Raw genomic sequence first — 24,964 nt, 5'->3', positions numbered from 1 at the left:
ACATTATGCAGTTAAAAGTTGGGGCGGGCTACACCTCGAAGCGCTTCACCGATAGCCAGACGCTGCCGTTCTGCCCGAAAGTGCGGGCCGTAACTACCAGCCACTCCGAGTCCACTTCCACCCGGTCGCCGACGCCCGGCAGCACGCCGTGCCGCTGCATAACCAAGCTCAGGGCCGCCCCAACTTTGTCTTCCAGCTCCAGAATTAACTCGTGCGCCTCGCGAGACTCGTGCTGCTGGCGGAAGGTTTCGGCGTAGGCGTGGTCCAGGTTGAGGTCGAAGGCAATATCCATGAAGAGCGGTTCTGAATCAGTGAAAAGGCGCAGCTTATGCTTCTACTGCCGCCGTGCGGCCGAGCACCGTGGCGCCCTCGGGCACGTCCTTGAACGACTTGCGGGGCTTGAGGCCGAGCAGGGCAAACATCTGCTTATCGGCGTCGAAATCGGGGTTGGGGGTGGTCAGCAGCTTCTCGCCCGAGAAGATGGAGTTTGCACCAGCCAGGAAGCAAAGGGCCTGCTCTGTCACGGGCATCTCCTGGCGGCCGGCCGAAAGGCGCACCATGGTGTGGGGCATCAGGATGCGGGCGGTGGCAATCATGCGCAGCATTTCCCACACGCTCACCCGGGGCTGCTCGGCCAGGGGCGTGCCGGCTACGGGCACCAGGGCATTCACGGGCACCGATTCGGGGTGGGCGGGCAGGGTGGCCAGCGTGTGCAGCATGGCAATGCGGTCCTCGTCGGTTTCACCCAGGCCGATGATGCCGCCCGAACATACCGAAATACCGGCTTTGCGCACGTGCTCCAGCGTGTTCAGCCGGTCGTCGTAGGTGCGGGTGGTGATGATGTCGTCGTACTTCTCGCGGCTGGTGTCGAGGTTGTGGTTGTAGGCGTAGAGGCCGGCCTGCTTGAGACGCTCGGCCTGGTACTCGTTCAGCATGCCCAGGGTGCAGCACACTTCCAGGCCCAGGCCGTTCACCTGCTCCACCATGCCCAGCACGCGGTCAAAGTCCCGGTTGTCCCGGATTTCGCGCCAGGCGGCACCCATGCAGAAGCGAGTGGAGCCGGAGTCTTTGGCGCGCTGGGCTGAGGCCAGTACTTCGGTATCGGGCAGCAGCTTGTGGGCCTGCACGCCGGTGTGGTAGCGGGCGGCCTGGGGGCAGTAGGCGCAGTCCTCGGGGCAGCCGCCGGTTTTCACGCTCAGCAGGGTGCACACCTGCACTTCGCCGGTGGCCTGGGTTTCGGCGTGGATGGCGGCAGCCTGGGTTACCAGTTCCAGCACGGGCTGGTTATAAATGGCGTGTACTTCGTCGAGGGTCCAGTCGGTACGGAGTGTCATGGGGCGGGGAGGGTGTTTCGGTGGATGCTGGTCGATGCGGAGCGGGACAAAATGGGGCGGCCCGCCGGAGCCGAAGCTGCCAGCGGGCCGCAAGATACACGAGAAGCGGATTTGTCCGGCCTCTACAGCGTCCGAATCACGCGGCAGGGGTTGCCCACCGCCACCACGCCGGCCGGAATGCTGCGCGTTACCACGCTGCCCGCGCCAATGGTGGTGCCCGCCCCAATGGTTACCCCAGGCATCACCAGCACGCCGGCGCCCAGCCACACATTGTCGCCGATGGTAATAGGGCGGGCAAACTCCCAGCCGGTGATGCGAGGCTCCACTTCCACCGGGTGGCCCGCGGTACTCAGCACCACGTTAGGGGCCACAAATACATTGTCGCCGATAACTACCGGGGCGCAGTCGAGCACCGTGAAGTTGTAGTTGGCGTAGAAATTCCGGCCCAGCCGGATATTATAGCCGTAGTCGCAGCGGAACGGGGCTTCAATGTGAGCATCGGTTTCATACCCTAGCAACTCAGTTAATATCTGCCGGCTCAGGTGTACGGGCTCCTGGTTATAGCGGTGGCAGAGCTGCTTGGCGCGCAGGCGCTCCGCTACCAGCTCGGGGTCGTTGGCCTGGTATAGCTCGCCGGCCAGCATTTTCTGTTTTTGTGTCGAATCCATAGCTAAAAGTAGCGCGAACTTTGCAGTTCGCGTCCCCGCGCCGTTCGGGTGATTTCGTTGTTATTGCGCGGGGACGCGAACTGCAAAGTTCGCGCTACTTCTAATTGTGAAATACCGTTTCTGGCTCCGGAACAGCTGTCATTTTAGCGTCACGGGTGTTTTTCTGCACGGCAACGGCTCCGAACAGGCTTAACAGGAAGGCCATGGCGTAGAAGCCTTTCTCGCTCAACAGCAGCGTGGCGTTCCAGAGGCCCACCGTGAGCAAGGCAATGGCCAGAATGGTGGAAAACCAGCTCAGACCGTAGTAGATGCCCGTAACGGGAATGCCTTCCAGCTGGTCGCGCACCGATTTTTGGAGGGAAATACCCGAAAAGAGCCCGTACATGAGCACGGTGAAGTAGTAGCCCTTTTCGTTGAGCTGCATCTGGGCGTTCCAGAGGCCGATAACGAAGGCGGCCATACCGGCCAGCAGGGCAAACCAGGAAGCGGCAATAAAGGCGTTGGAGGGCTTGGCGGTGTTCATAGCGCAGAGAAGTACGGGGTGAAGAAAGTAATCCGGACGTTTCCTTGTCCGACGGCTCAAACATAGCGGACAACCGATGCTACTTCGTACACCACCATTTTCAGTAATCAGACTTTTGACTGTTGGTAAAACAAAGGCAACCCTCAAGCCGGTGCAGTTTGTGCGTTCTGGGTAAAACAGCTTTTATTAAGCTACAAGGCCCTTATTTTGCCGATGCTGATAATTACGGTCTGCTCACACGCTTTCTACTATCAGACATTTCAACAAGGCTAAATACGTACGGGGCATTATCATAAAAGCGCCGGGCTACCCCACATGGGGTAGCCCGGCGCTTCAGGATTCTCCAACAGTGCCTCAGAACCCGAGCCCTGGGGCGCCGGCTACAGCCAGCTTAGCGCTTGCCGGGGCGGCTGGCTCCGCGGGAGCCGCGGGTGGTGGTTTTGCCCTTGGGCGGCGCGGCCGGCGCTTTGCCGGCGCTGCGCGAACGGGAGCCAGTGGGGCGGCTGGCTTTCCCGAAACCAAGGCCCTCGGGCCGAACAATGCCACCCCCGGCGGGCCGGCCGGGGCCGGTGGGCCACTGCAGAGCCTCGGGAGGGGTGGGCGCGGCTTTGGCGGGCTTGCTGGCGCGGGCAGCAGCTACTCTCTTGCGGGTAGGTTTTTCAACCCAGGCTCCGGCGGGGCGGTTCTGGTCGGGGCCGGTTTCCGGGGATTTGGGGGCTCCCTGGCGGGCGGGGCGGTCGGTCCAGAAGGCGGCGGTAGAGGGGCGCTTGCGGCGGCGCGGGCCGGAGCCGTCGTCGGTGCCGCTGGAGTCTTTAATCATCTCAAACAGCACCTTCAGCTCCTTTTCGCGCAGCTCCCGCCACTCGCCCACGCCTAGGCCCTTCACGTTGATGTTCATCACTCGGATGCGCTCTAGCTGCACCACCTCGTAGCCGAAGTACTCGCACATCCGCCGGATCTGGCGGTTGAGGCCCTGCACCAGCGTAATGCGGAAGATGTAGGGCGTTTCCTTGGATACCTTGCAGGGCTTGGTCATTACGCCGCCCAGGGGCACGCCATTGCCCATGGCCTCAATAAACTGCTCATTGATGGGCTTGTCCACCATCACAATGTACTCCTTCTCGTGCTGGTTGCCGGCGCGCAGAATCTTGTTGACAATGTCACCGTTGCTGGTCAGCAGAATCAGGCCCTGCGACTCCTTATCCAGGCGGCCGATGGGGAAGATGCGCACCGAGTGCTTGATGGCGCGCACAATGTTGTCCTTGATGCTGGTATCGGTGGTGGCAATGATGCCGGGCGGCTTGTTGTAGGCAATGTACACGGCATCTTCCTCGGCCCGGGGCTCGATGAGGTTGCCATTCACCACCACCCGGTCCTTGGGGGTCACCTGGTCGCCGATGCCGGCCCGCTTGCCATTCACGAACACGTTGCCCTGCTCGATGTGGCGGTCGGCTTCCCGGCGGGAGCAGATGCCACTTTCACTGATGTATTTATTGAGTCGGGTTGCCATAAGCGGAGTGCGTGGTGCTTGGGGCCTGGCTGGCAGGCAGGTAAAAAAAACAGGCTGCCGCCCGCGTAAGGGGCCGGCAGCCTGCAAAGATACGGCAGAACCCGGGGCTACGGAACCCGCCCGCTACTGCCAGCCAAAATAGTCGCGCACGGCGGCCTCAGCGCGCAGGGGCAACTGGGGCTCAGGGGGTACGCTCAGCTTCACTGGTTCGGCCGGGGCCGGGGGCGTGTACGTACCCTGCGCGGTGTCGAATTCGAGTAACCCCTCAGCAAAGGCGCGGCGCTGGGTTTCGCCCTCTTCCATGCTGGAAAAGGTGAGTGGGGTGAGCTGGTTGTTGTGGTAGTTGAAGTGGAACCAGAAGTACTTCTTGGCGGGCTCGTCGCTCTCCACGTCCAGGCGTTTCAGCTCGAACATCAGCTGGTCGTCGGCGGCTAAAACGTACAGGAGGCTAAAGGGGGCAGTTTGTGGCATACGGGCAGGTTGTCAGGTGAGGATATGGGGTAAGAATACTAGGCTGTGTCTGAAAACTCCAAAACGGTTCTGCTTCGACCAGCCCAGCTAGACGTTCAGCAAGTTGAAAAACGTTTTTTCAGATACAACCTAACATAGGGTAGGAAGGCTAAAGGGCAACTTGTTGCTGGCCTTGGTCTATACCCTGCATAAACTTAATCAACCCGCGCATGTAGGCTTGCTGGTCATCGTAGAAGCTCATGTGGCTACCGTTGGGGCAAATAAGGGCGGTGCCGTGCTGCACCTTGTGGGCTACCATGCGCATGTGCTCGGGGTCCATGGTATCATGCTTGCCGCCAATGCTGAGTACTGGTACGGAAAGCTTGGGCAAATCGGCGGTTCGGTCCCAGTGTAGCAGCTTGCCCGATACGCCAAATTCGCTGGGGCCCTGCATGGTCACGTACAGCGACTGGTTCATTTTGGCGAAGGAGCGGTTCACGGGCTCCGGCCACTTCGCCAGGGGTAGGCGCAGGATGTGTTCGGTATAGAAGTTAGGCAGCAGTAGCTCCATGTAGCGCGGATTCTGAAAGTCCTTGCGCGCCTCAATCTCCCGAATTTCGCGCAGCACCTCGGGCTTCATCTGCTTGGCCAGCACTTCATCGGCGTAGCGGCCATAGGCGGGTATGCTCATCATCATATTGCTGATGATAAGCCCCTTCAGGTGCTGCTGGTACTTCAGGGCGTATTCGGCGGCCAGAATACCGCCCCAGCTGTGGCCCAGCAGGTAAAAATTATCCTTGTCCAGCTTCAGGGCCTGGCGCACCTGCTCTACTTCCTCCACATAGCGCGGCAGGCTCCACATGGCCGTATCCTTGGGGTTATCGGAGTTGCCGCAGCCGAGCTGGTCGTAGTAAATGAACTCAATACCTTCCTGGGGGAGGAAGCTTTCCATGCACTCAAAGTATTCGTGCGTGGCTCCGGGGCCGCCATTGAGCAGCAGCAGCTTAATGCGCGGGTTATTCCCGAAACGCTTGGTCCAGACGTTGAACTTGCCCTTGGGCGTGCTGATAGGAACCAGCTGCACGCCCCCGTCCTTCACCCGGGTTGTGTCGCTGGCGAAGTAGGTAGCAGGCAAGGAAGCACCCGCCGCCGCATCGGGGCGTTGTTGCTGTTGGGAGCAGGAAGCAATGCTGAAGCCGGCGGCCAGCAAGCAAGCGCACACAAACAGCCGGGAAGGGTATAAACGGGCCATAGAATGAGGGGAGTAACGGTAGCCGCGGCTAAGTTCGCCGAGGAGCTAAACCTACTATTATTTCGGCAACCACCCACCAAGCCTGCCCGGCCGCCCACTGGCCGCCCGCCCAGCCTTTGCAGGGGCTGGCAGCGGCCTGGCAAGGACCGGGCAGGCGGCCAGTGGGCGGCCGGGCTACAACAAAAGCGGGCCGCCCCAACCGGAGCGGCCCGCTTCTGTAAGGTGTTGTGGCTGGGGAGCAAAGCCGTGCAAGCTCCTGGCTCACTGCATCCGGGACTTAGCCCAGCGTGTGGTAGACTGCCTGCACGTCGTCGTCGTCCTCGAACTTCTCAATCAGGTTCATCACTTCTTCCAGCTGCTCGCCTTCGAGGTGCACGGTGGTGTTGGCCACTCGCTGCAGCTGCGCCGATACCACGTTCAGGCCCTTTTCATCCAGGGCTTTCTGCATCTGCCCAAAGTCGGTGAAGGCCGTTTCGACCACAATGTACTCCTTCACGCCGCCGTGCTCGTCCTCTTCCTGGTCGGCGTACACGTCCTCGGCGCCGGCGTCAATCAGCTCCAGCTCCAGCTCATCCAGGTCCAGGCCTTCGGCGGCCAGCTTAAACACGCCCTTGCGGGTGAAAGTATAGTCGGAGGAGCCGGCAGTGCCCAGGGCGCCGTTACCCCGGTTAAAGTACATGCGCACGTTGGCCACGGTGCGGGTGGGGTTGTCGGTGGCGGTTTCAATTACCACGGCCACGCCGTGGGGAGCGTAGCCCTCGTACACCACTTCCTGGTAGTCTTTCTCCTCCTTGCTGCTGGCCCGCTTAATGGCGGCTTCTACCCGGTCTTTGGGCATGTTCACGCCCTTGGCGTTCTGCATGGCCGTGCGGAGGCGGGAGTTGGTATCGGGGTTGGCACCCGATTCTTTCACGGCCATTACAATTTCCCGGCCGATGCGGGTAAAGTCTTTGGACATCCGGTCCCAGCGCTTCATTTTGCGGCCTTTGCGGAATTCAAACGCGCGTCCCATCTATCAGTTAATTGGTGAAGTGGTGAATTTGTGAGTGGCCCCGGCGGCGCAGGTGGGGCCGAAGGGGCCGCAAGTTAGCAGAAACCCCGGCCGGGCGCAACGCCAGCCGAGCCCGGCTCCGCTGGCGTATCATGTCCCCAGCTTATTGCCGCTGCAGCGTGTAAATGCTCTGATTGCCCGCCGGAAACCCGTTCAGCGTGATGGTCAGCAGGCCGTTGCGCAGCCGGAAAGTGCCTTCATCGGTGCGGGAGTTGCCGTTGCGGTCAGAATGAACGAAGCTGATATGGTCACCCGAGAAGGTGAAGCGGCCATCCTGGTCGAAGCGCAGGGTGGTACCGTTGCCGGCCAGGGTGAGGCGCTTCTGATACGAGCCATCGGGCCGGAGCAGCAGGGTGCCGCCCACGCCTTTGGCCGGCAGGGGCGTGGGGCTGGTGCCTTTATCCAGAATGGAGTAGGTGAGGTACGCGTACGTGGCGAAAAATGACGCGCTGGGAGCTACAGCCCGGGGGCGCTGGGCCAGTACCACTGCAGGCAGGAGGGCCAGCAGCAACGAGAAAACAGACAATTTCATCCGGAAAGATACACCGCCGCCCACACCTTCCTTAGCGGGCCAAGCTGTCGAGCCAGCGCGCCGCCGCTTCCCGCTCATCAAAATCGAAGGTATGGATGAGTAAGCCGCGGGCGTGCTGCACTGAGCGAGCCACGGCATGGCGGGAGGGCCAGTCCATGGCATTCACCCAGGCCAGGGCCAGAACCCCGGAGTCGGCCAGCTGCGGGATAAACTCCTTGCCAATCCATTCGGCCAGGTCCAGCCATTCGCCAAATGCCTCGCTGCTGTCATTGAGAATTTTGGTACAACGGGTTTGCTGGACGTAGCCCAGCATCTTCAGGCAGTCATGGTAAACGGATTGGGTAGTGTGGTGGCCAATCCAGTGCACCCGCAGCAGCTGGTTGCCGGGGCTGTACTCAATAGTGAGGGTGGGGGTATCGAGTAGCATAGCAAAGAAACACGGGCTCTGCAGAACGGATGCATGAAAATACTGATTTCTGAATATTGTTCAGTTTATCAGGCGCTCTACTTGGTACGAAACTGAGAAAGAAACGCACGGATAAACTCCTGCTGCCCTGAGTATTTCCCGCTACATTTGGAGCATGCCCACTTTTATTCGTGATTTAATTCGTTCCGCTACCGAACTACCCGAGGCGGATGTGTGCTTAGTAGGGTTGCCGCTTGATTTTGGAACGGTGCTGGAAGGTGGCCGGGCCGGGGCCGCTGGCGCCCCCGATGCCATTCGGCGGGAGCTGCGCCGCTACCACAAAACGTATAACCTGGAGCACCATGTACGCCTTGATGGCCTGCGCATAGCCGATGCCGGCAACCTGGATTTGCGCCACCCCGACCATGCGACTAATCATCAAACCATTCGGAGTGAGCTGGCGCGGCTGCTCAACCAGTACCCGCGCGTAGTGGTGCTGGGCGGCTCGCACGATGGTACCTACAGCACCGTGCGCGGCCTGCGCGACGCTACCGGGGGGCAGGCCGTGGGGGGCATCAACCTGGATGCCCACGCCGATGTAAAGGACCGGCCGGGGCTGCTCAGCAGCGGTACGCCCTTTGGCAAACTGCTGCGGGAGGAAGTGCTGGCCGGGCCGCGCTTCACCGAAATAGGGCTGCACTCCAACCTGAACACCTGGGAGGATATCGACTTTCTGCGCCAGCAGCAAGCCCATATTGTGCCACTGGCCCAGGTGCAGCAGGACGGCATGCTCGAGTACATGCGCCGAGCCCTGCGCCACGCCACCACCGAAGGGCCGGCCTTTGTGAGCTTTGATGTGGATGGCTGCGCCGAAGCCTATGCCCCGGCGGTAAGCGCCCCCAGCGCCGACGGCTTTACGCCCCGCCAGGCTACTCAGGCGGCCTTTCTGGCTGGCAAAGAGCCCGATGTGCTGCTGTTTGAAGTAGTAGAGTTCAACCCCCTGTTCGATCGGGACAACCAGACGGCCCGGCTGGCGGCCACCATTGTAGCCGCCTACCTCACGGGCGTAGCGGCCGGGCTGGAAAGTTGATTCCGTTTTTGCGCGCTACAGCTCCCTATATGAAACACGTACTACTCGGCTTGTGTCTGTTGCTAAGCGCTGGGGCTGCCCTGGCCCAGAAAAAAAACGTGCGGGCCACCCCCGCTATTCCGTTCACCCTTGCCTGCACCAGCCCGGCCCCGGCCAACGCGTTGCAAAAGCAGCACTGCGAAACCCGCGACGTAACCCTGCCCGCCCCACCAGCCGGTACTGCCCTTACCATTGATGCCCGAATGAACGGCGGAATTAGCGTACGGGCCTGGACCGGCAACACGGTGCAGGTGCGGGCCCTCGTGGTTGGCCGCGCGGCTACGCCCGAAGCCGCCAAAGCCCTGGCGGCGGCCGTGCAGGTAGCCACCCAAAACAACCTGCTGCGGGCTGCCCGGGCCAATGAGGTGCTGGATGGGTGGAGCGTGGATTATGAAGTACTGGTGCCCGCCCAAACAGATGTAGTGCTGAAAGCTGTGAACGGTAGCCTGAGCGTGGAGGGCGTCAGCGGTAATATTCGGCTGGAAACTACCAATGGCGGCCTCACGCTGCGCAACGTCAACGGCAACGTTCGGGCCCAGACCACAAACGGCCCGGTTAGCATAGTCCTGGCCGGCCCCGGCTGGTTGGGCCCAGGGCTTGAAGCCGCTACGGTAAACGGCAGCGTGGAGTGGCAGTTGCCGGCCGTATACGCCGGTACGCTGCTGGCCCGCACTACCCGGGGTAAGGTGTCGGCTGAGCTTAACACCAAGCGCAAGAGTGTGCTGCCACACAACCTGGCAGCTACTTTAGGCAAAGGCGGTGCCCAGCTCAAGGTGAGCACCGTAAATGGCAGCATAGCCGTGCGGCAACCACCCGAAACTACTGCTCCCCCCACTGATCCGGCGGAGTAACATACCGTTTGTACGCTCAAATAAAAGGGCGCCTCCGTAGCTACGGAGGCGCCCTTTTACTAGTATACGCCGCTTAACGTACTACTTCCTCGGTGCGCTGGCGCTTGGGCTCAGCCGATTGAGGACGGGGATACTCGTTTTGCTTGTGTTTCTGGTAGCGTTTAATGAGTAAGGCTGCCCCGGCCAATGCACCCAGTCCCGCCGCCGCTATAGCAAATTTGGTACGAATGGGGTCATGCGGAGCCGGTGGCAGGTAAGCCACACCGTTTTCGTCGGTGCGGGCCGGGGCGACTACGTAGCGGCCGTGAGCCGGCACTTTAAACTCGTCAGCCAGGGTTTGAAGCTGCTCAGTGAACTTCTGGCCGGCAACTGCCGGGCCGTGGCCGCAGCCAATGGCCTCGGGGCGCAACGCCGCCAGCTGCTTGATGGACTCGCCCACCTGCTGCCAGTTGTAGTTGAACGGAGCGCCGGCAATGCTGATTTTGGGTAGTTGCAGCAGCAGCTCCGGCACCGATTCGTGGTTGGCAGTGGCAAAGGCGTCGCCGGCCAGCAAGGTGCGGTCCTTCTCCCGGAACAGAGCAACCTGGCCGGGGGCGTGGCCCGGTACGTGCAGCCACTGCCAGTCGGGCAGGAAGGGTACGTCAGTGTCATTGGCCGGCAGCTGCTGCACGAATTCGCTGAGCTGAAAAGACTGGGGCGGAAAGAAGCGGGCCACAAAAGCCAATGAGCCACCTCCGGCCACCGTGGCATCGGCGGGCGGGTACACGGCGCGGGCCGTAAGGAATGGCAGCTCCAGCGGGTGGGCCAGCACGGGCACCTTCCAGTGCTCAGCCAGCGCCTGCACCGAGCCGGAATGGTCCATGTGGCCGTGGGTCAGAACAATAGCTTCGGGGTGGGTGCCAGGATAAAATAGCTTGTCGGCAGCGGCAATAATGCTTTTCTCGGAGCCGGGCAGGCCGGTATCTACCAGCACCCACTCGCCGGCCGTGCCGGTTTCCACAAAATATACATTCACAAAGCGCTGAATGGTGAGCTGGTGAACCCCAGCGGCTACTTTTTTCATGAGTTCAGAAGGTAGATGAACGGATACAAACACTACGCTATCCAACCCAGCTTAGATATCCTTTGGTCACATATTTGTACCCAAAAAGTACTGCGGCAACCAGATGAATTACTACTTTGCCAGCCGTAACCCCGGGCAGCTGTAGCCAAATTGCGGGGGTGCGTTTCCTCTGACCTGCCACCTTCAGCCACAGCTTTCATGCTTGCCGACCACTCCAAATCAGCCTTGTTCTCGCAAACTGAGCAGCACCTGCAACAGCAGGGTTTTCGCATTGAGCGCAAGGATGAGGCCCGGCCTTGGGGCGGCTTTTTTGTGCTGGACGAAGAGCAAGCCCAGCAGTTTGCCGACACCTATTTCGAGGGCCTGGCCGTGGATAGCCTCCGGATTTCGGGCCGCCTCAGCCCCAAAATTCTGCTAGTGGCCCCGCACCAGCGCCTGAGCTGGCAGTACCACCACCGCCGCGCCGAAATCTGGCGCGTGGTGAGCGGCACGGTGGGCGTCATCACCAGCCCCACCGACGCGGAAGGCCTTCTGAAAACCTACGGCCCCGGTGAGCAAATCACCCTGCAGCAGGGGGAGCGGCACCGCCTCATCGGCCTCGACGGCTGGGGTCAGATTGCCGAAATCTGGCAGCACACCGACGCCACCCAGCCCTCTGACGAGGACGATATTGTGCGGGTTCAGGACGATTTTGGACGGTAACCGGCCTTTTGAAAACGGTTTAGCGCGTGGCTACTGGCCGCTTCATCATAATGTCGGTCTGCTCGTCGTCGCCTAGCTTGAATACGTGCTTGCCGAATTCAACGAAGCCGTTTTTCTGATAAAAACGGAGGGCACGTTGGTTTTCCTCCCACACGCCCAGCCACACGTACTTCACCTGTGCCTCTTGGGCCAAGTGCATGGCCTGTGCGTAGAGCTGCTGCCCAACTTTTTGCCCATGAAAATCCTGTAGCACATAAATCCGCTCGATTTCAAGGGCGTTGGCCTCCTGCGGTTCTGTTTGGGCCAGGCCGGTGTTTACTTTCAGATAGCCGATTACGGTACTATGCAACTCGGCCAGGTAGAACACCGAGTCTGGGTTCAGCAGCTCCACGGTCAGCTTCTCCGCGGCAAAGCCCTCCGACAAATACGCCTGCATATTCTGCTCCGAATTGCTGGCGGCAAAGGTTTCGAAGAACGTCTGGCGGCCAATACGCTGCAGGTGGGCAACGTCCTGATCAGTGGCTTGCCGAATGGTAATGCGGTCCATGTGTTTGCTAGGTGATACTATTTGTTATGTGGTATTAGATGGGGGATAGGGCCGCGGTGAATCTTTGCACCTTTGGTTCCATCTGCTTTCTGTATTGCCCCGCCCGCATGACGCTGCCCGAGATTCTTCAAGCCACGTATCCGCTGCCCGCTGCCTCGTTGCAGCAAATGCTGACCCTGGCTGAGCATGTAGAGCTGCCAAAAGGCACGCTGCTATTCCGCGACGACCAGCTCGCGCACCACATCTACGTGCTGCAGCGGGGCTTAGCGCGTGCCTACGCCCGGCGCGCCGACCAAGAAATAACCTTCTGGTTTTCCAGCGAAGGCGCGGTGCTTGCTTCCATCCGGGGGTACACTGAGCAGGTGCTGAGCTACGAAACTATTGAATTGCTAGAGGATAGCAGCCTGTTTCGGATAAATATGCCCGCCCTGTTGCACCTGTACCGCACCGACGTGCACCTGGCCAATTGGGGACGCGTAATGGTGGAGCGAGTGTGGCTGCAAACCGAGCAGCAACTCATTGCCCGGCAGTTCCGGACCGCCGAGGAGCGATACGTGGAGCTGCTACAGCAAAACCCACAGTTGCTGCAGCGGGTGGCTTTGGGTCATATTGCCTCGTATCTGGGCATCACGCAGGTTACTCTGAGCCGGGTGCGAGCTAAGCTGAAATAGCCAGGCGCCTCAGACTGATACCAACTTCAGGCCCAGCACGGAACCAGTGAGTGTGGTCAGAAAGAATAAACGCGGACCAGTAAGTGGGTCGCCGAACACCACCATGCCCAGCAGGGCAGTGCCCACCGCCCCAATGCCCGTCCAGACGGCGTAAGCCGTGCCCAGAGGCAACTGGCTTAAGCTGAGGTTGAGCAGGTAAAAGCTCAGGGCCGAAAAACCGGCAAAGGCCACATACCAGCCGACGGATTCGTTGCCCGCCGACAGCTTGGCCTTATTGAGGCAGAAGGCAAACGTTACTTCTGCCAGCCCGGCCAGTAGTAAAAACAACCAGTGCATAGCAAGGTGAGAAGGTATGTGACAAAGGTCCGCAGTAGCTCATAGGTTTCTTTTTACCAATGTTAAAAACGACGCGGCCTCCCTGAAAATTCTGGCTGGAGTGGGTAGCTGAAACACAAACAGCCCCGGCTTACAGGGCCGGGGCTATTCAAAGTATGCAAGAAGTAGAAGCCAACAGGCCAATCCTTCCTACAGAAAGGGCTGGCCAGTTACGCCAGGGCCTTTTTCAAGTCTTGCAGTAGTTGAGCTACACCGGCCTCTTCGCCTACTGTGCCGAGATGTACGCGCAGAGTGCGGCGGTTGTAGTTGTGCAGGGCCTCCAGGTCGCCGGCAGCTTGGGCGTTCTGGAAGGTGCCAAAGGTGTAAGGGCGGCCGGGCAGGGCCAGGTCCTGGGCGTGGTCGGTGGTGAGCTGCAGGAACAGGCCGGTGTTAGGGCCGCCCTTGTGGTACTGGCCGGTAGAGTGCAGGAAGCGGGGGCCGTAACCAGAGGCCGTGGCAATGTGCAGACGCTGCTGTACCAGCTGGCGCAGCTCATCCAAGTCCGCGTTCAGGGCCGGGGTTTCCATCAGGTAGGCCTGAATGCACAGGAAGTTATCGGGGCCGGCCTGCTCAAAAAAGGCTTTCAAAACTTCCACGCCGCTCTGGCCGGTTACGCTGGTGTAATAGCTGAGGCCATTTTCTTCCAGCACTGGGGCGCTGGTCTGGGGCAGGGAGCCCCGCTCTACCACCACCTTCATCAGCTGGTCGGTGGCGGTTTTGGCGGCCTGCACGTTGGGCTGGTCGAAGGGGTTGATTTCGAGCACCGCACTGGCTACGGCCGTGGCTACTTCCCAGCGGAAAAACTCGGCGCCCAGGTCCAAGGCATCACGCATCAGAATGGTTACCACGGGATGGCCGGCGGCCTGCAGGGCGGCTACCTTCTGTCGGTTTTCCTCATCAGGCTGGTTTTCGTAGCCCACGTACACAAACACGCGGTCCTGGCCATACACCTCGGGGGTGCCCAGCGGGTCGCCGGCTACGGGCAGAATGCCTTTGTCTTCTTTGCCGGTGCTTTCGGCAATGAGCTGCTCAAGCCACAAGCCCAGGTCGGTGAGGTTTGCGGGGACTACCAGCGTGAGCTTGTCGCGGCCCTGCTGGGCCAGCACGCCCAGGGCCACGCCCAGCTCCAGGCCGGGGTTCTGGGCCACGTTGCCCTCCGAGCCGGTGGCGCGCATCATCTCAATAGCGCGCTCCAGCAAGGTTTTGATGTTGATGCCGTACAATGCGGCCGGTACCAGCCCGAAGTAGGAGAGGGCCGAAAAACGGCCGCCTACCTCGGCAAAGTTCAGGAAAATGCGGCGGTAACCCTCGTTGGTAGCCTGGGTCACAAACTTGGAGCCCGGGTCGGTAATGGCCACGAAGTTCTCACCGGCTTTGTCGCCTTTCAACTCCTTCAGGCGGGCGTAAAAGTAGTCACCGAAAGCCAGGGGCTCAGCCGTAGTGCCCGATTTGCTGGCCACCACAAACAGGGTTTCGGGCAAGGACACGGCTTCCTCAATCTCGCGCACCGAGCCGGGGTTGGTAGTATCCAGCACGAGCAGGGGCAGGCCGTCGGCGCTTTTCTCAAAAGCCTGCTTAAACACGATGGGCGTCATGGTGCTGCCGCCCATTCCCATTACCACCACGTGCTTAAAGCCGGCAGCCCGCACTTCCTGGGTGAATTCCTCAATTTCACCAACGCGGGGCAGCATCGTTTCGGCCACCCGCAGCCAGCCCATAAAGCTGCGCAGACTCTGCTGGGCTTCGGCATCCTGCACCCACAGGTCGGCCTGTTTCTGCCAGAAGCCGGCGGTGAAGTTACGAGCGTTGAAATCGGCAAGTTTGGCCGAAACGGCTGCCTGGTACTGGCCCAGCTGCACGGTCATGGCGGGGATGGAGAAGGAAGAAGTATCCATACTATTGAGGTTCACGAAATGGCGGTTGAAAAGGCGACTTGCAGCGGAACCTCCCGCAGGATGGTGCCACCAGAAGCCACGCTGCGCCTGAGCCGGCAACGGCCAGGCAGCCGGGCAAAGGTAGAGAAGTCGGTACATTCGGGCCCTATGCCGGGAGTAGTTCAGTAGTTGGGGTGGGGGCGGGTGGTGGGAGCCAGGTAAAACGAGCTTATTCCGGCACGGCTATGGGACCCGGCTGCCACTCCTGCTCCAGGGCCACCTGGGCGGCCGGGTTCTGCTCCCCCACCAGCCAGTCGAGGGCTTCGGCCGCATTGCTGAAAAACTGAATTTCGTAGCGCATAAAGTGGCGGCCGGCTCGGATAAGGCTTTCCACCACCATCTGGTTGTATATCGTATCGGGAGGAATAACCAAGGCTACTTGCTCAATAGCCCGCACCGAAACCCGACCCAGCCAGTTGGCGGCCAGCCACAGCTGCTCATCCAGCCCCAGGTTGGGTAGGCCGTGCATATCCAGGAGTACAACCGAAATATCCCCTTGCTCCAGCAGCTGGGCCACGCTGCTCATGCTGCGCTGGAAGCGGCGGCGGTCTGCCGAAGCAGCCCACTGAAAGCGGAGCAAGCCAGCTTCCGGGGCAAACTGAGCCCGGATATCGGAAAGGGTAAGCAGCATAAGGCATTGCCGGCCTGATTGGCCGGCGGGCCCGGACCTACGTAAGCCTTACTCCGCTGGATTGTCCATCTGCCAGAAAGGGGCTATTTCGGGCGGGTTGCCAGTTTCTGGGGCCAGACGCGGATATTTGCGGCATGCCTACTATTTCCCCTCCCCCGGTTACCTCCTTGCCCCCGGGTGTCAAGCTGCTGCAACTCAAGTTCCGGCTGCTGGCGGCCGTATCCACTGAATGGGCATTCGGAGCAGCCTGGAAGCTGTTTACTACCCCCCGGCAGCTCCCCGAAAAGCACTGGGAAGCGGCGGCGCTGGCTATGGCCCGCTCATTCACGGTAGCTACCAAAACGGGCTCGGTAACTGCTTACGAGTGGAACCCGGCGGGCCGGCGCACGGTGCTGCTGGTACACGGCTGGGAGCACCGGGCCAGCTTTTGGGGCGTACTGGCCCGGGAGCTGGTAGCGGCGGGTTTCCGGGTAGTGGCCCTGGATGGGCCCGCGCACGGGGCCTCCGAGGGCCGGCGTACCACGTTGCCCAACTTTGCCCGTGCCGTGCAGGCGGTGGCCGATGTGGTGGGCGAGGTGTACGCGGTGGTGGCACATTCGCTGGGTGGGGCAGCCACGGTGGGCGTGCCGGTGCAGTTCAACCAGGCGCACACCGGCCGGCTGCCGCGCCTGGTGCTGCTGGCGGTGCCGGGCAGCACAGCGGCGGTGGCCCGGCGTTTTGCCGAGTTGCTGCGGCTGCCGCCGGCCGTGGTGGCGCGCCTGAACCGGTACGTGCAGGAGCAGCACGGCCGCGACGCTGAGAGCTTCAGCCTGATTCAGGTGGGCCACCGGTTTCCGGCCGACCGCGCCCTGCTGCTCCATGACCACGACGACGCCAGTATTCCCTTCGCGGAAGCAGCGGAAATTGCCGCCAACTGGCCCGGCCTCGATTTTCGGGCTACCGTTGGTTTAGGCCACAACCAGATCATGCGCGACCCGGCCGTGCTGCGGCAGGTGGTGGAGTTTCTGGGGTAGCCGGTGCTAAGCGCGGAAGAGGAATGGGCTGGGGAATAGGAACAAGTTCGGAGGGAATCGTACATTCACCGGCTCACTCCACTTTCAGCCTTTCCTGCGTATGTCGGCTTCTACCCGCAACATCATTGCCTGGATTCTGCAAGGCCTGCTGGCTTTGGCTTTCCTCGCATCCGGCGGTAAAAAACTCCTGGACTTACCCGGCACTGTAAACATGTTCGGGCAACTGGGCTTACCCGGAGTGCTTGCCTACATAGTGGCCATTGGCGAAGTGCTGGGGGGCATTGGACTGCTGGTGCCGCGCCTGGTGCGGCCGGCCGCGTTGGGCCTCATCGTCATCATGATTGGAGCCGTAGGGATGCACGCCACCAAAATACCGGGGGGTATAGCGGGCGGAATGCCGGCCCTGGTGCTACTGTTGCTGCTGGGCGTGGTACTGTGGCTGCGTCGCCCGGCCCCAGCCTCCCAGCAGCTGTAGGCGCAGGGTTGGCTATTGTTGGCGCAGCGGCTCATTTGCGCGCGTCCGCGCCTGTAGCTGAGCTTACTCCGCTGCACCCGCGCTTCGGGCCAGGCGCTAGAGCGTGGCGTGCCCTTCGGCGGCCAGCTCACGCAGTACTTCCCGCAAGCCGGCCGGCTCCTGTATGCACCTGAAAATATGCTGCAGGTACTCGGCTTCGGCGCGAAGGAGGCGCTTAAGCTGACGGATTTCCTGCTCCCGCTTTTTGCCCGTGCTGCCGCTGAAGCCATTCGCGCCGTACTTAAGCTCATTCAGCTGCTGCTTAAGCTCCGTTTGCTGCTGCTGCAAAGCTTGGGTGTACCGGGTGAGTACGTTTTCGTCGGTGGCAGAAGTTGGGGTGGTATCCGACAGGAGCTGGAGCAGCGTGTACAGGTCGTTGGTTTCGTAGGCCTCCGTGATGCGCTGCATCAGCTGGGTGCGGTGCTGCTGGGTGGCTTCGTCACGGGCCAGGTCGGGGTGATGGGCGCGGGCCAGCTGGCGGTAGAGGTCTTTGGTGTTGCTGAGTAGCTGCTGCTCGGCGGCGCGGGTGGCCTGGGCAGCAGCTTCCTCCGCTTTCTGCTGCTTGGTTTTGCGCCGGGCCCGGGCCGCGGCGGCGGCTTGCTCGTGGGGCGGCAGGGAGGAGTCCACAGGTTCGGTTGGTGCGGCCGGGGAAGGGGTTTCATCGGCTTCATCCATGCGACGGCGCGGGGCGTATTTGCGCAGCACCGCCGAGGCATCTTCCCCAAACCGATCCTGCAGGGCCCGAGCATTGCCCACAATGAAGCCAGTAATCTGCTGCTCTTCCAGGCGGCTGAAATACCCCAGTAGTAGGGCTTCTTCCAGCGGGGCAAACAATGCTTCCCGGGCCTGTACCACCACTTGGGCGGCCGGACCTACCTGCTGCCAGTAGCGCCGGCGCGCCTCCGCCTGCTCCTGTTGTAGCTCCTGCAGCCGCTGGCGCAGCCCTTCCACCTGGGCCACGGCCTCCCGGAATGCCCGTTGAGCCGGCGTGCCCGGCGCCTCGGCGGGGGCGGGGGCAGGAAGTTGGTTGGCAGCGGGCAGGTCGGTGAGGGGGTTGTGCAGATTCATGGGCGCAAAGGTAGCGCGGGGAACAGGTGGATGATCATGTAGCGGCCTGTTCACCCAAACAGCTCGTAGGCCACCCGAAACGTGTTGCAGTGCGCGTCCACAATGTCGCGGAGCTGCTCGGAGTAGCCCCCACCCATGCTTACCGCCACGGGCAACTGCTGCTGGCGGCAGAGGCGCAGCACGTACTCGTCGCGCTGGCGGCAGCCGGCTTGGCTGAGGGCCAGCTTGCCCAGCTTATCGGTAGCCAGCACATCAACCCCGGCCTGGTAGAACACGAAATCGGGCTGCACCTGGGCCAGCAGCCGGGGCAGCGTTTCCTCCAAAATGCGCAGGTAGGTGGCATCATCGGTACCCAGATCCAGGGCCACATCCAGATCCGACTGCTCTTTGCGCAAGGGGTAATTGGCGCCGGCGTGCATGCTGAACGTGAACACGCGGGGCTCATCGTGAAAAATGCTGGCCGTACCGTCGCCCTGGTGCACATCCAGATCGACTACCAGCACTTGCCGGGCCAGGCCTTGGTGCAGCAAATGGGCGGCGGCCACGGCAATGTCATTGAGCACGCAAAACCCTTCGCCCCGGTCCCGGAAAGCGTGGTGGGTGCCGCCCGCCAGGCTCAACCCAATACCATCCCGCAAAGCCCGCTTCGCCGATTCTACGGTGCCGGCCACGCTGCTCAGAGAGCGGCGCACCAGCTCGGGGCTCTGCGGCAAGCCCAGGCGGCGCACCTCGGCGGCCGAAAGCTGCAGGTCGCGCACCCGGTGCCAGTAGTCGGGGGAGTGCACGCGCAGCACATCCTCTTCGGCGGCAAAGCCAGGGTCATAGAAGTCGGCGGGGGCGGCAATGCCCTGCCAGAGTAGCTGCTCCTGAATAAGGGCGTATTTGGCAATGGGGAAGCGGTGGCCGTTGGGCAGGCTGATGCTATAGCGGGCGGAAGAGGCGAGACAGGGCATAGGGTTTCAGCTCAACGCAACGGCTCCCTGGCAGGTTGGGAAACCCGCGACGCACGGCAGCTTCCGTTCGTGTACTGGCCCCGCGCCGCTAGTGCATATTCCGCTCCTCAATCAGCTTGAAGAAGGCATCGGCGTAGGATTCGCCGATGGGAATGATGGCCTCGCCCATGTAAATGCGGTTTTTGCGGATGGAGTCGATGTGGGCCAGGGACACGATGTAGGAGCGGTGCACGCGCACGAAATCGGGGCTGGGCAGGCGGTCCTCAAAGGCTTTCAGGGAGTTGAGGGTGAGAATGGGCTTGGCGCCGGCGTAAATCTTGATGTAGTCCTTCAGGCCCTCCAAATACCGGATGTCGCGCAGGTTCAGGCGCTGGGTGTGGTAGTCGGCCTTCACGAAGATGTAGTCGTCGGCGGTGGGGTGAACGGCAGGCGCAACGGGAGCTGGGGCCGGCTCGGGTTGGCGCGGGGCCAGGCGGTCCTGGGCCTTTTGGGCCGCCTGCAGAAACCGCTCAAAGGCAATGGGCTTCACCAGGTAATCCAGGGCGTTGAGGTTGAAGCCCTCCAGGGCATAGTTCTCATAGGCTGTAGTGAAGATAACCAGGGCCTGGGGCTGCATGCTGCGCACAAACTCCACGCCCGTCAGGTCGGGCATCTGAATATCCAGAAACAGCACGTCCACCGCCTCGCGCTGCAGCACCGTGAGGGCATCGAGGGCGCTGCGGCAGGTGCCCACCAGCTCCAGAAAGGGCACACGCTCCACGTAGGAGCTGAGCAGGCGCAGGGCCAGGGGTTCATCATCCACGAGCAGACACCGGAGCATAGGCAAGAGTGAGGGTTAGGTCAATGATAAATTCGTCGGCGGTTTCTTCCACCTGCAGTTGGTAGCGGCCATCGGGGTACAACAGGTTCAGGCGCTGGCGCACGTTGGGCAGGCCAATACCCGAGTTGGGGTCGTGGGTGCCGGTGGCGGCAAAGCGGGAGTTCTGCACCCGAAACAGCAGCCGGCCTTCCCGCACCAAGATATCAACGGCAATGCGCGAGAAATGGCGGCCACTTACCCCATGTTTAAAGGCATTTTCCACGAAGGGTATCAGGAGCATGGGCTCAATCAGGGCCCCATCCAGCTGCCCATCTACCTCAAACTGAATGTGTACCTGCTCAGCATCCAGGCGCAGGCGCTGCAGGTCCATGTAGTTGCGCAGGTACTCCACCTCCCGCAGCAAGGGCACCCGCGCCGCCTCCGACTCATACAGCATGTAGCGCATCAGCTGGGAGAGTTTGAGGATGGCCTCTGGCGTGTCGTCGGACTTGAGGTGGGCCAGGGAGTAGATGTTGTTGAGCGTATTGAACAGGAAGTGCGGGCTCACCTGCGACTTAAGGAACGCCAACTCGGCCGTGAGCTGCTTGTTGGCCAGGTCCTGGCGGGCCCGCTCCGTATCAAACCACTCCTCCGTAATGCGCAAGCCCGTGCTGATAATCCAGGCCAGCACCCCAATCAGCCACAGGCCCTGCGGGGGCCGGGAGTAGTGCATGCCGCCCGGCGGCGGAAAAGGCGGGTGGTGCATGGGCGCGTGGTGGCCCAGCAAACCCGCCATGCGCAGCAGCATGGGCAGGTACACCAAGGCCAGCAGCCCGGCGGCCGCCAGAAAGTACCACCCAAACCTGCGGCGGGCGAAAAGCCGGGGCACCAGCACGTAGTAGTTCAGATAAAAATACCCAGCTACGGTAAGCGGGAGCATCACGTCGCGCAGGCGTAGCGGGGGCGGATTTTCGGAGAGCAGGCGCGGCACGGCCCCCACGGCCACCCACGCGGCCACGTGCACAATCACGCGCAACACCTGCTGGCGGCTTACTCGGGAAACGGAAAAGGCCATGCGAAAGAAAATGGAGGATGCAAGTACGGAAATGGCCGGTTACGGCCCCAGGCCCGCGCCGCCATGCGCCGGGTGGCAAGAGGGCGGTGCGTACTCGAAGGGGGGAGGCGACGGTTGGGTTTAGCGGTTGCCGGCGGGCGGGCCCGTGCGCTGGGGCCGCTGCTGCTGCCGGGTCTGGTATTGCTGGTACTGCTCGGCGGTAAGCACCTCCTTCAGCTTGGCATCGGTGGCGGCGCGCTGGGCCTGTAGTTGCTGCTGCCTAGCGGCCCGGTCGCCGCCCTGGTTATTGGCGCGCTGGGTCTGCATCTGCTGCATCTGCTCCTGCTGGAGAGCGGCTACTTTGGTTTGCTGCTCGGGCGTGAGGTTTAGCTCTTTCGTCATTTCGGCCAGGTGGTTGCCGGGGCCCCGGCCGCCGCGGCTTGTGTCATGGGGCTTGCCGACTTCGGCAGTTTTTGCCGGGGCTTTATCCTTCCTGACTTTCACCTTTTGTACGGGTTCCGTTTGGGCCTGGGCCGGGGGCACGGTGGCCAGAGTACTTAGCAGGAGGGCGGCAATCAGCAGCTTTTTCATAAGAACAACGAGAAAATGAGTGCCGCTGACCAGGCGGCGTGGTAGGCCAACTCGACAAACGTATTACTCTGCTTTCAGCCCGCCGAAAAACATCTGCCAACTCCGTTGTTTCCTCGACGCGCCAACCCGCCTGAATCAGCGGAGCCCCTCAACTACTCCACGCCCGCTGCCAGCAGGGGCGGAGTGCGCGCCGCTTTCGGCAATCCTTCACGTCTGAGGCTGCGTACCTTGTACCCTATTTTAGTCTAGTGCCATGCCTGATTCCGCTTGCTCCTCCCTTCCTGCCGCCGCTGTTTCCGCCGACTGGCTTCTGGATACTCTGCCCAGCGGCCTGTTGGTGCTGGATGAGGAGGGCCGTATTCGGCGCCTAAACCAGCAGGCGGCTACGTGGTGGGGGCTGCCTGCCGGGCAATTGGTGGGTCAGCTTATTGCTGACGCTCCCGCCGCCGCCCTGCCGCCGGAGCTGCACGCGGCCCTTCGGCAACTTCCCCAGGAGGCTCCAACGGCTTCAGCTACCTATTTTCTGCCCCAACACCAGCAGTGGCTCTCTTTGGTGAGTCAGCGCCAGCAAGCGTACTGCGTGGTACACTGGCAGCCCGTGGCCCCTCCTGCCCAGGAGCCGGCTGCCCTGCCTTCGGAGGCCGCATTCAGCGCAAATCTGACGGCCTACCAAACCTTTTTTCAAGCCATTGACGAGGGGTTCTGCGTGATTGAGATGCTGCTCGACCACCAGAGCCGCCCCATCGACTACCGTTTTCTGAGTACCAACTCGGTTTTTGAGCGTCAGACGGGGCTACAGAATGTGGTGGGCCGCTGCGTGAGTGAGCTTGCTCCCTCCCTGGAGCAGCACTGGTTTGATACGTATGGCCACGTGGCCCTCACCGGTGAGCCCCTGCGGTTTGAGCAGCGGGCTGCCGAGCTGCACCGCTGGTTTAATGTGCTGGCCTTTCGGGTTGGAGAGCCTGCTCAACGGTACGTAGCTGTTCTGTTCCGGGACGATACGGCCCGCAAACGGGCTGAGGATGCCTTGCGCCAGTCGGAGGAGCATTTTCGGGTGGTGGCCAACCTCGTGCCCGACCTACTCTGGACCAACGCACCCCAGGGGGCTACCGACTGGTGCAACCAGCGCTGGCTGGAATATACCGGCCAAACCCTGGAAGAGGTGCTCGGCTACGGCTGGACCAACGTTATTCACCCCGACGACCGGGAACAGTCGCACCGGCAATTTCAGGCGGCCGTTGATGCGGGCCGGCCCCTATACCTGGAGCACCGCATCCGGAGCGCCTCCGGCGAGTATCGGTGGTTTCAGGTGCGGGTAATACCCTTTACGCAGCAGCAGGGCCAGATTTTGCAGTGGGTAGGGGCCGCCACCGATGTGCATGAGCGCCGGCTGGTGGCCGAGGCCATAGCCGAACACAAGCTGCAGCTGGAGCGGCAGGTGGCCGAGCGCACCCAGGCCCTGGAAGAAAGCCAGGAGCTGCTGCGCTCAGTATTCGAGGCCAGCGTCAACTCCGTATCGGTTCTGAAAGCAGTGCGTGACACCCAGAATGAGATTATTGACTTTGAGTACGTGCTGTCCAACCAGATTTCCCGGCTCTATAATAACGGCGCCAACGACCCGGGTACCAGTTACACGAGCGTGCATCCGGGGATTCGGCAAACGGTCCTGTTTCAGCGCTTTCAGGAAGTAGTGGAGTCCGGCCAGCGGGTTGATGTAGAGCTGTTCTACGGTCATGAGGATATCAACCAGTGGTTTCGGGTAATAGCCGTGAAGCTGCAGGATGGCTTGGTGGTAATGGCCGAAAATATTACGGACCGCCGAACCTATGAGCAGGAGCAGGCCTACAGCCTGCAGCTACTGCAGCAGGCCGAGGAAGTATCCTTGATGGGCAGCTGGGAATATCATTTGGCCGAACAGCGCATGCAATGGTCGGCGGGCATGCACCGGCTCTACCATTGGGCTTCGGGTAACAATCCCGTCACACCCCTTATCTACCTCAAGTATGCGGTGCCTGAGTCGTACGCCGCTGCCGAGAAGCTAGTGGAGCAACTGCTGGCTGGGAGCACCGGGCTGGATGAAACCCTCCGGCTGCGGCTGAATGGGGGAGAGAAAACCATTCGGGTAAAAGCCATACTGGTAGCGGATGCCGAAGGCCAGCCTGCCCGCCTCGTGGGGATGGATGTGGATATCAGTGAGCGGCAGCAACTGGAGCAGGAGAACCTGCGCCTGCGCCTGACGCAGCAGCAAGGGTTGTTTGCAGCCGTGCAGCAGGCCCGGGAGGTGGAGCGCCGCCGGGTGGCCGAAGGGCTGCACAATGGGGTAGGACAAATACTGTATGCCACAAAACTTCGCCTGGAGCAGCTTTCCCCCCATATCCGCCACCTCACCCCAGACGCCGGAGTGGCGTACCGGGAGTCGAGCCAGTTGTTGGGGGAAGCCATCCGTCAAATCCGGGACCTGTCGCACGAGCTGGTGCCGCACATTTTGGAGTCGTTCGGGCTCAGTACTGCTTTCCTGGATATCTGCCACAAGCTCAGCAGCCCCCGGCTGCGGCTGGATTGCCGGAGCATGCTGGCCGATGCGCAGCACAAACTCTCAGGAGCGTTGCAGCTGGCCTTGTACCGCATGGCCCAGGAGCTGGCTCAGAACATCGTAAAACATGCGCCGGGCGCTACTCAGGCCCTGGTACGGCTGGAGGCTACGGCCGAGGAAATTCTGCTGCGGGCCGAGGACAACGGCGGGGGCTTTATTTCTGACCCAAGCCAGAGCACCGGCCTGGGTTTGCGCAGCATCCGAAACCAGGTAGCCCTGCTGGGTGGCACCATGACGGTTGGTGTAAGTGAGCTGGGCGGTGCCCGCGTACAGCTACACATTCCGCTCACTAGCTTACCCATTCTCTAGCAGTAGCCGGGCCCTTCTTCAGGCTATCCGCTGCTTTGGCACGTGGCGCGCTACTCGTGCCCAGCTGGGTTGGCCGTGTTAATTGCGCGGCAGCAGCACGCAGGATACGTATATATACTACGTATTTACAGTCCGCATGTAGTGTGCTACCTGTTGAGCCTGCTGATAATTAATCACGAAATATAGTGGTGCACAATAAAACGTTAGGGGTGTGTAGGCGGATAATTAAAGGTGCAGTACAAGGAAATGACTGGTTATTTTGGTTGATGAAAAAAATATTAAAAAATATTTACGTGGATATTGACTTTAATAAAATAACCTTTCTACCTTTGTCACGTTCACAAGCACCAAAGCAACTTTCGAACGCCCAACCTCTCTCTGTCATGCGCCTCCATTTCAATCAATATCAGCCAATGCTCAGTGGCCTGGATCGGAAGATTC

27 protein-coding genes are annotated in these 24,964 nt (G+C 61.2%); 7 read left to right on the top strand and 20 right to left on the bottom strand.

The features are described from left to right. Nucleotides 1-28 precede the first annotated feature (28 nt). From ABIB60_RS03165 to ABIB60_RS03120, 10 genes are all read right to left on the bottom strand, one after another. Nucleotides 29-292, bottom strand: a complete 264-nt coding sequence (locus ABIB60_RS03165; RefSeq protein ID WP_354577687.1) for a hypothetical protein — start codon at nt 290-292, stop codon at nt 29-31. Nucleotides 293-326: 34 nt separating this feature from the next. Then, nucleotides 327-1,334: a biotin synthase BioB gene (gene bioB / locus ABIB60_RS03160; RefSeq protein WP_354577685.1), complete on the bottom strand. Its 1,008-nt coding sequence runs from the start codon at nt 1,332-1,334 to the stop codon at nt 327-329. Nucleotides 1,335-1,456: 122 nt separating this feature from the next. Beyond that, nucleotides 1,457-2,002: a sugar O-acetyltransferase gene (locus tag ABIB60_RS03155; RefSeq protein ID WP_354577683.1), complete on the bottom strand. Its 546-nt coding sequence runs from the start codon at nt 2,000-2,002 to the stop codon at nt 1,457-1,459. 100 nt (nt 2,003-2,102) lie between these two features. Next, complete coding sequence (yiaA, locus tag ABIB60_RS03150) at nt 2,103-2,525, bottom strand: inner membrane protein YiaA (RefSeq protein ID WP_354577682.1); 423 nt, start codon at nt 2,523-2,525, stop codon at nt 2,103-2,105. 391 nt (nt 2,526-2,916) lie between these two features. After that, nucleotides 2,917-4,035: a 23S rRNA pseudouridine(2604) synthase RluF gene (rluF, locus tag ABIB60_RS03145; RefSeq protein ID WP_354577680.1), complete on the bottom strand. Its 1,119-nt coding sequence runs from the start codon at nt 4,033-4,035 to the stop codon at nt 2,917-2,919. Nucleotides 4,036-4,158: 123 nt separating this feature from the next. Then, on the bottom strand, nt 4,159-4,506 hold the full coding sequence (locus ABIB60_RS03140; RefSeq protein WP_354577679.1) for a hypothetical protein: 348 nt from the start codon (nt 4,504-4,506) through the stop codon (nt 4,159-4,161). Nucleotides 4,507-4,654: 148 nt separating this feature from the next. Then, complete coding sequence (locus tag ABIB60_RS03135) at nt 4,655-5,737, bottom strand: proline iminopeptidase-family hydrolase (RefSeq protein ID WP_354577677.1); 1,083 nt, start codon at nt 5,735-5,737, stop codon at nt 4,655-4,657. 277 nt (nt 5,738-6,014) lie between these two features. Beyond that, nucleotides 6,015-6,749, bottom strand: coding sequence for a YebC/PmpR family DNA-binding transcriptional regulator (locus ABIB60_RS03130; protein ID WP_354577675.1), 735 nt, complete (start codon nt 6,747-6,749; stop codon nt 6,015-6,017). 142 nt (nt 6,750-6,891) lie between these two features. Further along, nucleotides 6,892-7,320 (bottom strand): hypothetical protein, encoded by a 429-nt coding sequence (locus ABIB60_RS03125; RefSeq protein ID WP_354577674.1) that lies wholly within the window; start codon nt 7,318-7,320, stop codon nt 6,892-6,894. 31 nt (nt 7,321-7,351) lie between these two features. Continuing rightward, entirely contained in the window at nt 7,352-7,747 is a 396-nt protein-coding gene (locus ABIB60_RS03120; RefSeq protein ID WP_354577672.1) for a hypothetical protein, read from the bottom strand. 154 nt (nt 7,748-7,901) lie between these two features. On the opposite strand from ABIB60_RS03120, the gene ABIB60_RS03115 reads away from it, so the two are divergent. Together ABIB60_RS03115 and ABIB60_RS03110 are read left to right on the top strand one after the other, a co-directional pair. Then, complete coding sequence (locus tag ABIB60_RS03115; RefSeq protein WP_354577670.1) at nt 7,902-8,816, top strand: arginase family protein; 915 nt, start codon at nt 7,902-7,904, stop codon at nt 8,814-8,816. Nucleotides 8,817-8,845: 29 nt separating this feature from the next. After that, on the top strand, nt 8,846-9,706 hold the full coding sequence (locus ABIB60_RS03110) for a DUF4097 family beta strand repeat-containing protein (RefSeq protein WP_354577669.1): 861 nt from the start codon (nt 8,846-8,848) through the stop codon (nt 9,704-9,706). Between the two features lie 73 nt (nt 9,707-9,779). Here ABIB60_RS03110 and ABIB60_RS03105 read toward each other — a convergent pair whose 3' ends face one another. After that, nucleotides 9,780-10,769: an MBL fold metallo-hydrolase gene (locus tag ABIB60_RS03105; protein WP_354577667.1), complete on the bottom strand. Its 990-nt coding sequence runs from the start codon at nt 10,767-10,769 to the stop codon at nt 9,780-9,782. Nucleotides 10,770-10,967: 198 nt separating this feature from the next. Between ABIB60_RS03105 and ABIB60_RS03100 the strand changes: the two genes are divergently transcribed. Continuing rightward, the gene (locus ABIB60_RS03100) at nt 10,968-11,471 is read left to right on the top strand and encodes a cupin domain-containing protein (protein ID WP_354577665.1); all 504 of its coding nucleotides are present in this window, start codon (nt 10,968-10,970) and stop codon (nt 11,469-11,471) included. Nucleotides 11,472-11,490: 19 nt separating this feature from the next. Here the strand turns inward: ABIB60_RS03100 and ABIB60_RS03095 are convergent, their stop codons facing one another. After that, on the bottom strand, nt 11,491-12,018 hold the full coding sequence (locus ABIB60_RS03095; RefSeq protein WP_354577664.1) for a GNAT family N-acetyltransferase: 528 nt from the start codon (nt 12,016-12,018) through the stop codon (nt 11,491-11,493). Between the two features lie 107 nt (nt 12,019-12,125). Here ABIB60_RS03095 and ABIB60_RS03090 point away from each other — a divergent pair, with 107 nt between their 5' ends. Continuing rightward, nucleotides 12,126-12,689, top strand: coding sequence for a Crp/Fnr family transcriptional regulator (locus ABIB60_RS03090; protein WP_354577663.1), 564 nt, complete (start codon nt 12,126-12,128; stop codon nt 12,687-12,689). Nucleotides 12,690-12,698: 9 nt separating this feature from the next. Here the strand turns inward: ABIB60_RS03090 and ABIB60_RS03085 are convergent, their stop codons facing one another. The 3 genes from ABIB60_RS03085 to ABIB60_RS03075 form a co-directional block, all read right to left on the bottom strand. Next, nucleotides 12,699-13,025 (bottom strand): DMT family transporter, encoded by a 327-nt coding sequence (locus ABIB60_RS03085; RefSeq protein WP_354577661.1) that lies wholly within the window; start codon nt 13,023-13,025, stop codon nt 12,699-12,701. Nucleotides 13,026-13,234: 209 nt separating this feature from the next. Beyond that, a complete protein-coding gene (locus ABIB60_RS03080; protein WP_354577659.1) occupies nt 13,235-14,959 on the bottom strand; it encodes a phosphoglucose isomerase-related protein in 1,725 nt (574 codons plus the stop codon). Nucleotides 14,960-15,167: 208 nt separating this feature from the next. Beyond that, nucleotides 15,168-15,629 carry a hypothetical protein gene (locus ABIB60_RS03075; protein ID WP_354577658.1) on the bottom strand — a complete coding sequence of 154 codons (462 nt, stop codon included), beginning with the start codon at nt 15,627-15,629 and terminating at the stop codon, nt 15,168-15,170. A 134-nt stretch (nt 15,630-15,763) separates the two neighbouring features. Between ABIB60_RS03075 and ABIB60_RS03070 the strand changes: the two genes are divergently transcribed. Then, nucleotides 15,764-16,642: an alpha/beta fold hydrolase gene (locus tag ABIB60_RS03070; protein WP_354577656.1), complete on the top strand. Its 879-nt coding sequence runs from the start codon at nt 15,764-15,766 to the stop codon at nt 16,640-16,642. Between the two features lie 100 nt (nt 16,643-16,742). Continuing rightward, nucleotides 16,743-17,117 (top strand): DoxX family protein, encoded by a 375-nt coding sequence (locus ABIB60_RS03065; RefSeq protein ID WP_354577654.1) that lies wholly within the window; start codon nt 16,743-16,745, stop codon nt 17,115-17,117. Nucleotides 17,118-17,213: 96 nt separating this feature from the next. Here ABIB60_RS03065 and ABIB60_RS03060 read toward each other — a convergent pair whose 3' ends face one another. From ABIB60_RS03060 to ABIB60_RS03040, 5 genes are all read right to left on the bottom strand, one after another. Continuing rightward, nucleotides 17,214-18,224: a J domain-containing protein gene (locus ABIB60_RS03060; protein ID WP_354577653.1), complete on the bottom strand. Its 1,011-nt coding sequence runs from the start codon at nt 18,222-18,224 to the stop codon at nt 17,214-17,216. Between the two features lie 50 nt (nt 18,225-18,274). Continuing rightward, nucleotides 18,275-19,177, bottom strand: a complete 903-nt coding sequence (locus ABIB60_RS03055) for a histone deacetylase family protein (protein ID WP_354577652.1) — start codon at nt 19,175-19,177, stop codon at nt 18,275-18,277. An 88-nt stretch (nt 19,178-19,265) separates the two neighbouring features. Further along, a complete protein-coding gene (locus ABIB60_RS03050) occupies nt 19,266-19,997 on the bottom strand; it encodes a LytR/AlgR family response regulator transcription factor (protein ID WP_354577650.1) in 732 nt (243 codons plus the stop codon). Beyond that, nucleotides 19,972-21,051 (bottom strand): sensor histidine kinase, encoded by a 1,080-nt coding sequence (locus tag ABIB60_RS03045; protein WP_354577649.1) that lies wholly within the window; start codon nt 21,049-21,051, stop codon nt 19,972-19,974. Before ABIB60_RS03045 ends, ABIB60_RS03050 begins: the two co-directional genes overlap by 26 nt. Before the next feature lie 120 nt (nt 21,052-21,171). Beyond that, nucleotides 21,172-21,621, bottom strand: coding sequence for a DUF4890 domain-containing protein (locus ABIB60_RS03040; RefSeq protein ID WP_354577647.1), 450 nt, complete (start codon nt 21,619-21,621; stop codon nt 21,172-21,174). A 253-nt stretch (nt 21,622-21,874) separates the two neighbouring features. Between ABIB60_RS03040 and ABIB60_RS03035 the strand changes: the two genes are divergently transcribed. Beyond that, complete coding sequence (locus tag ABIB60_RS03035; RefSeq protein WP_354577646.1) at nt 21,875-24,523, top strand: PAS domain-containing sensor histidine kinase; 2,649 nt, start codon at nt 21,875-21,877, stop codon at nt 24,521-24,523. The last annotated feature ends 441 nt before the right edge of the window (nt 24,524-24,964 follow it).

The sequence above is a fragment of the Hymenobacter sp. UYP22 genome, from assembly GCF_040547285.1.
GTDB lineage: Bacteria > Bacteroidota > Bacteroidia > Cytophagales > Hymenobacteraceae > Hymenobacter.
The sequence above is the reverse complement of the archived record's forward strand: the minus strand, read 5'-3'. Positions and strand labels throughout refer to the sequence as shown.

Coding starts and splice junctions, on each gene's coding strand:
- ABIB60_RS03165 (WP_354577687.1), bottom strand. CDS start 292: ATGGATATTGCCTTCGACCTCAACCTGGACCACGCCTACGCCGAAACC.
- bioB (WP_354577685.1), bottom strand. CDS start 1,334: ATGACACTCCGTACCGACTGGACCCTCGACGAAGTACACGCCATTTAT.
- ABIB60_RS03155 (WP_354577683.1), bottom strand. CDS start 2,002: ATGGATTCGACACAAAAACAGAAAATGCTGGCCGGCGAGCTATACCAG.
- yiaA (WP_354577682.1), bottom strand. CDS start 2,525: ATGAACACCGCCAAGCCCTCCAACGCCTTTATTGCCGCTTCCTGGTTT.
- rluF (WP_354577680.1), bottom strand. CDS start 4,035: ATGGCAACCCGACTCAATAAATACATCAGTGAAAGTGGCATCTGCTCC.
- ABIB60_RS03140 (WP_354577679.1), bottom strand. CDS start 4,506: ATGCCACAAACTGCCCCCTTTAGCCTCCTGTACGTTTTAGCCGCCGAC.
- ABIB60_RS03135 (WP_354577677.1), bottom strand. CDS start 5,737: ATGGCCCGTTTATACCCTTCCCGGCTGTTTGTGTGCGCTTGCTTGCTG.
- ABIB60_RS03130 (WP_354577675.1), bottom strand. CDS start 6,749: ATGGGACGCGCGTTTGAATTCCGCAAAGGCCGCAAAATGAAGCGCTGG.
- ABIB60_RS03125 (WP_354577674.1), bottom strand. CDS start 7,320: ATGAAATTGTCTGTTTTCTCGTTGCTGCTGGCCCTCCTGCCTGCAGTG.
- ABIB60_RS03120 (WP_354577672.1), bottom strand. CDS start 7,747: ATGCTACTCGATACCCCCACCCTCACTATTGAGTACAGCCCCGGCAAC.
- ABIB60_RS03115 (WP_354577670.1), top strand. CDS start 7,902: ATGCCCACTTTTATTCGTGATTTAATTCGTTCCGCTACCGAACTACCC.
- ABIB60_RS03110 (WP_354577669.1), top strand. CDS start 8,846: ATGAAACACGTACTACTCGGCTTGTGTCTGTTGCTAAGCGCTGGGGCT.
- ABIB60_RS03105 (WP_354577667.1), bottom strand. CDS start 10,769: ATGAAAAAAGTAGCCGCTGGGGTTCACCAGCTCACCATTCAGCGCTTT.
- ABIB60_RS03100 (WP_354577665.1), top strand. CDS start 10,968: ATGCTTGCCGACCACTCCAAATCAGCCTTGTTCTCGCAAACTGAGCAG.
- ABIB60_RS03095 (WP_354577664.1), bottom strand. CDS start 12,018: ATGGACCGCATTACCATTCGGCAAGCCACTGATCAGGACGTTGCCCAC.
- ABIB60_RS03090 (WP_354577663.1), top strand. CDS start 12,126: ATGACGCTGCCCGAGATTCTTCAAGCCACGTATCCGCTGCCCGCTGCC.
- ABIB60_RS03085 (WP_354577661.1), bottom strand. CDS start 13,025: ATGCACTGGTTGTTTTTACTACTGGCCGGGCTGGCAGAAGTAACGTTT.
- ABIB60_RS03080 (WP_354577659.1), bottom strand. CDS start 14,959: ATGGATACTTCTTCCTTCTCCATCCCCGCCATGACCGTGCAGCTGGGC.
- ABIB60_RS03075 (WP_354577658.1), bottom strand. CDS start 15,629: ATGCTGCTTACCCTTTCCGATATCCGGGCTCAGTTTGCCCCGGAAGCT.
- ABIB60_RS03070 (WP_354577656.1), top strand. CDS start 15,764: ATGCCTACTATTTCCCCTCCCCCGGTTACCTCCTTGCCCCCGGGTGTC.
- ABIB60_RS03065 (WP_354577654.1), top strand. CDS start 16,743: ATGTCGGCTTCTACCCGCAACATCATTGCCTGGATTCTGCAAGGCCTG.
- ABIB60_RS03060 (WP_354577653.1), bottom strand. CDS start 18,224: ATGAATCTGCACAACCCCCTCACCGACCTGCCCGCTGCCAACCAACTT.
- ABIB60_RS03055 (WP_354577652.1), bottom strand. CDS start 19,177: ATGCCCTGTCTCGCCTCTTCCGCCCGCTATAGCATCAGCCTGCCCAAC.
- ABIB60_RS03050 (WP_354577650.1), bottom strand. CDS start 19,997: ATGCTCCGGTGTCTGCTCGTGGATGATGAACCCCTGGCCCTGCGCCTG.
- ABIB60_RS03045 (WP_354577649.1), bottom strand. CDS start 21,051: ATGGCCTTTTCCGTTTCCCGAGTAAGCCGCCAGCAGGTGTTGCGCGTG.
- ABIB60_RS03040 (WP_354577647.1), bottom strand. CDS start 21,621: ATGAAAAAGCTGCTGATTGCCGCCCTCCTGCTAAGTACTCTGGCCACC.
- ABIB60_RS03035 (WP_354577646.1), top strand. CDS start 21,875: ATGCCTGATTCCGCTTGCTCCTCCCTTCCTGCCGCCGCTGTTTCCGCC.